We start from the raw sequence: 5,118 nt of genomic DNA on the forward strand, positions 1-5,118 counted from the left end.
CCTGATCCAGCAATGCCGCGTGTGTGAAGAAGGCCTTCGGGTTGTAAAGCACTTTTGTCCGGAAAGAAAGCCTCGGCCCTAATACGGCGGGGGGATGACGGTACCGGAAGAATAAGCACCGGCTAACTACGTGCCAGCAGCCGCGGTAATACGTAGGGTGCAAGCGTTAATCGGAATTACTGGGCGTAAAGCGTGCGCAGGCGGTTCGCTAAGACCGATGTGAAATCCCCGGGCTTAACCTGGGAACTGCATTGGTGACTGGCGGGCTAGAGTATGGCAGAGGGGGGTAGAATTCCACGTGTAGCAGTGAAATGCGTAGAGATGTGGAGGAATACCGATGGCGAAGGCAGCCCCCTGGGCCAATACTGACGCTCATGCACGAAAGCGTGGGGAGCAAACAGGATTAGATACCCTGGTAGTCCACGCCCTAAACGATGTCAACTAGTTGTCGGGTCTTCATTGACTTGGTAACGTAGCTAACGCGTGAAGTTGACCGCCTGGGGAGTACGGTCGCAAGATTAAAACTCAAAGGAATTGACGGGGACCCGCACAAGCGGTGGATGATGTGGATTAATTCGATGCAACGCGAAAAACCTTACCTACCCTTGACATGTATGGAACCCTGCCGAGAGGTGGGGGTGCCCGAAAGGGAGCCATAACACAGGTGCTGCATGGCTGTCGTCAGCTCGTGTCGTGAGATGTTGGGTTAAGTCCCGCAACGAGCGCAACCCTTGTCCCTAGTTGCTACGCAAGAGCACTCTAGGGAGACTGCCGGTGACAAACCGGAGGAAGGTGGGGATGACGTCAAGTCCTCATGGCCCTTATGGGTAGGGCTTCACACGTCATACAATGGTCGGAACAGAGGGTTGCCAAGCCGCGAGGTGGAGCCAATCCCAGAAAACCGATCGTAGTCCGGATCGCACTCTGCAACTCGAGTGCGTGAAGCTGGAATCGCTAGTAATCGCGGATCAGCATGCCGCGGTGAATACGTTCCCGGGTCTTGTACACACCGCCCGTCACACCATGGGAGTGGGTTTTACCAGAAGTGGCTAGTCTAACCGCAAGGAGGACGGTCACCACGGTAGGATTCATGACTGGGGTGAAGTCGTAACAAGGTAGCCGTATCGGAAGGTGCGGCTGGATCACCTCCTTTCTCGAGCTAACGTGTCAACGCGTTGAGCGCTCACGCTTATCGGCTGTGAAATTAAGACAGATACGCAGACAGACTCAGGGGTCTGTAGCTCAGTCGGTTAGAGCACCGTCTTGATAAGGCGGGGGTCGATGGTTCGAATCCATCCAGACCCACCACTGTTTCTGCGGTGGCTGCAGCTAACCGGTGAAGACCCCGGGACTATCAGATTGCGTTATCTGTATGACTGGGGGATTAGCTCAGCTGGGAGAGCACCTGCTTTGCAAGCAGGGGGTCGTCGGTTCGATCCCGTCATCCTCCACCAATCCTCAATGCCGGTTTTACTGCAGCAGGCGTCGCAAGATGCTGGCGGTGTAGTGAAACAGGCATTGGCGATTGAGCCAGTCAGAGTGGTATGAAGCAAGGCGCTTTATATCGGCTGTCGTTCTTTAACAATCAGGAAGAAGTAGTAAAGAGATTCACGAAAGGACACCTGGAGATGGGTGTGTGAGTAGGTGAATCAGGGTTGTGATTGTATCAATGTATGAAAAGAGAGATCGAAAGATCGCTTTTGGAATACGGCGCAACACGAATACTCAACCTGTAGCGATTGTGAGCAACGCTTCATCCCCAGTGGATGCAGTGCGAGACACACCCGTTATAGGGTCAAGCGAACAAGTGCATGTGGTGGATGCCTTGGCGATCACAGGCGATGAAGGACGCGGTAGCCTGCGAAAAGCTTCGGGGAGCTGGCAAACGAGCTTTGATCCGAAGATGTCCGAATGGGGAAACCCACCTCTTTTGAGGTATCCATGGCTGAATACATAGGCCATGAGAAGCGAACGCGGTGAACTGAAACATCTAAGTAACCGCAGGAAAAGAAATCAACCGAGATTCCCAGAGTAGTGGCGAGCGAAATGGGACCAGCCTGTACTCTTTATCTTTGTTGTTAGTCGAACGCTCTGGAAAGTGCGGCCATAGCAGGTGATAGCCCTGTAGACGAAAACAGCGAGGAAGAACTGGGTGTACGACAAGTAGGGCGGGACACGTGAAATCCTGTCTGAAGATGGGGGGACCATCCTCCAAGGCTAAATACTCGTGATCGACCGATAGTGAACCAGTACCGTGAGGGAAAGGCGAAAAGAACCCCGGGAGGGGAGTGAAACAGATCCTGAAACCGCATGCATACAAACAGTCGGAGCCTTTGAAAGAGGGTGACGGCGTACCTTTTGTATAATGGGTCAGCGACTTACATTCAGTGGCAAGCTTAACCGATTAGGGCAGGCGTAGCGAAAGCGAGTCCGAACAGGGCGTTCAGTCGCTGGGTGTAGACCCGAAACCAGGTGATCTATCCATGGCCAGGATGAAGGTGCGGTAACACGTACTGGAGGTCCGAACCCACTAACGTTGAAAAGTTAGGGGATGAGCTGTGGATAGGGGTGAAAGGCTAAACAAACCTGGAAATAGCTGGTTCTCTCCGAAAACTATTTAGGTAGTGCCTCGTGTATCACCTTCGGGGGTAGAGCACTGTCATGGTTGTGGGGTCCATTGCGGATTACTACGCCATAGCAAACTCCGAATACCGAAGAGTGCAATCACGGGAGACAGACATCGGGTGCTAACGTCCGGTGTCAAGAGGGAAACAACCCAGACCGCCAGCTAAGGTCCCGAAATATGGCTAAGTGGGAAACGAAGTGGGAAGGCTAAAACAGTCAGGAGGTTGGCTTAGAAGCAGCCATCCTTTAAAGAAAGCGTAATAGCTCACTGATCGAGTCGTCCTGCGCGGAAGATGTAACGGGGCTAAGCCATATACCGAAGCTGCGGATGCACAGTAATGTGCATGGTAGGAGAGCGTTCCGTAAGCCTGCGAAGGTGCACTGGAAAGTGTGCTGGAGGTATCGGAAGTGCGAATGCTGACATGAGTAGCGATAAAGGGGGTGAAAGGCCCCCTCGCCGTAAGCCCAAGGTTTCCTACGCAACGTTCATCGGCGTAGGGTGAGTCGGCCCCTAAGGCGAGGCAGAAATGCGTAGCTGATGGGAAGCAGGTTAATATTCCTGCACCATTGTTAAATGCGATGGGGGGACGGATCGCGGAAGGTTGTCCGGGTGTTGGAAGTCCCGGTTCCTGTGTTGGAGAAGGCGCTTTGGCAAATCCGGGCGCGCAATTCAAGGGCATGGGACGAGTGGCTTAGGCCATGAAGCAACTGGAAGTGGTTCCAAGAAAAGCCTCTAAGCTTCAGTTTAACAAGACCGTACCGCAAACCGACACAGGTGGGCGAGATGAGTATTCTAAGGCGCTTGAGAGAACTCGGGAGAAGGAACTCGGCAAATTGGTACCGTAACTTCGGGATAAGGTACGCCCCTGTAGCTTGACTGGCCTGCGCCAGAAGGGTGAAGGGGTTGCAATAAACTGGTGGCTGCGACTGTTTAATAAAAACACAGCACTCTGCAAACACGAAAGTGGACGTATAGGGTGTGACGCCTGCCCGGTGCCGGAAGATTAAATGATGGGGTGCAAGCTCTTGATTGAAGTCCCGGTAAACGGCGGCCGTAACTATAACGGTCCTAAGGTAGCGAAATTCCTTGTCGGGTAAGTTCCGACCTGCACGAATGGCGTAACGATGGCCACACTGTCTCCTCCCGAGACTCAGCGAAGTTGAAGTGTTTGTGATGATGCAATCTCCCCGCGGCTAGACGGAAAGACCCCATGAACCTTTACTGTAGCTTTGCATTGGACTTTGAACCGATCTGTGTAGGATAGGTGGGAGGCTATGAAGCGTGAACGCCAGTTTGCGTGGAGCCGTCCTTGAAATACCACCCTGGTCTGTTTGAGGTTCTAACCTTGGTCCGTGATCCGGACTGGGGACAGTGCATGGTAGGCAGTTTGACTGGGGCGGTCTCCTCCCAAAGTGTAACGGAGGAGTACGAAGGTACGCTAGGTACGGTCGGAAATCGTGCTGATAGTGCAATGGCATAAGCGTGCTTAACTGCGAGACCGACAAGTCGAGCAGGTGCGAAAGCAGGTCATAGTGATCCGGTGGTTCTGTATGGAAGGGCCATCGCTCAACGGATAAAAGGTACTCTGGGGATAACAGGCTGATACCGCCCAAGAGTTCATATCGACGGCGGTGTTTGGCACCTCGATGTCGGCTCATCTCATCCTGGGGCTGTAGCCGGTCCCAAGGGTATGGCTGTTCGCCATTTAAAGAGGTACGTGAGCTGGGTTTAAAACGTCGTGAGACAGTTTGGTCCCTATCTGCCGTGGGCGCTGGATATTTGAAGGGGGCTGCTCCTAGTACGAGAGGACCGGAGTGGACGAACCTCTGGTGTACCGGTTGTCACGCCAGTGGCATCGCCGGGTAGCTATGTTCGGAAGAGATAACCGCTGAAAGCATCTAAGCGGGAAACTCGCCTTAAGATGAGATATCCCCGGGGCTTCGAGCCCCTTGAAGGGTCGTTCAAGACCAGGACGTTGATAGGTCAGGTGTGCAAGCGCAGTAATGCGTTAAGCTAACTGATACTAATTGCCCGTAAGGCTTGATCCTATAACAGGTGTGTCTCGACCAGAGTTAGCGCTTTAGCTGTCGGCCGGAGTTAGTGCTTTAGCACTTACTCCGGGCCCATGCAAAGCCCTTACTCTGGTCCGATCCCCGAAGGGGATGCGTGTGAACCCCAGATGGGGTAGCAGAACACACAGGTTGAGATCGATGTTGTGCCTCGAACAACACAACTCCCGCTGGTGAGCCTCACCAGACACTACTTCTTCCCGATTGGCGGTATTGCCCAGGGCCCCAAACCCCGCAATACGGCAACAAGTCATGCCTGATGACCATAGCGAGTCGGTCCCACCCCTTCCCATCCCGAACAGGACCGTGAAACGACTCCACGCCGATGATAGTGCGGATTCCCGTGTGAAAGTAGGTCATCGTCAGGCTCCCCAGCAGCACCAGAAACCCCACCCAGAACGGTGGGGTTTCTGCGTTTACGGC

Annotated in this window: 2 tRNA genes and 3 rRNA genes; all 5 read left to right on the top strand. The window is 53.7% G+C overall.

Annotation, left to right across the window (positions count from 1 at the left end):
• Positions 1 to 1,153: ribosomal RNA gene (locus AC3WLT_RS36825) — 16S ribosomal RNA — on the top strand; the annotation flags it as partial.
• Between the two features lie 78 nt (positions 1,154 to 1,231).
• Positions 1,232 to 1,308: transfer RNA gene (locus AC3WLT_RS36830), tRNA-Ile, on the top strand.
• A gap of 70 nt (positions 1,309 to 1,378) precedes the next feature.
• Positions 1,379 to 1,454, top strand: a tRNA-Ala gene (locus tag AC3WLT_RS36835).
• A 339-nt stretch (positions 1,455 to 1,793) separates the two neighbouring features.
• Positions 1,794 to 4,674: ribosomal RNA gene (locus tag AC3WLT_RS36840) — 23S ribosomal RNA — on the top strand.
• Between the two features lie 276 nt (positions 4,675 to 4,950).
• Positions 4,951 to 5,063: ribosomal RNA gene (gene rrf, locus AC3WLT_RS36845) — 5S ribosomal RNA — on the top strand.
• Positions 5,064 to 5,118 lie beyond the last annotated feature (55 nt).

The organism is Paraburkholderia sp. FW306-2-2C-D06C, from assembly GCF_058781505.1.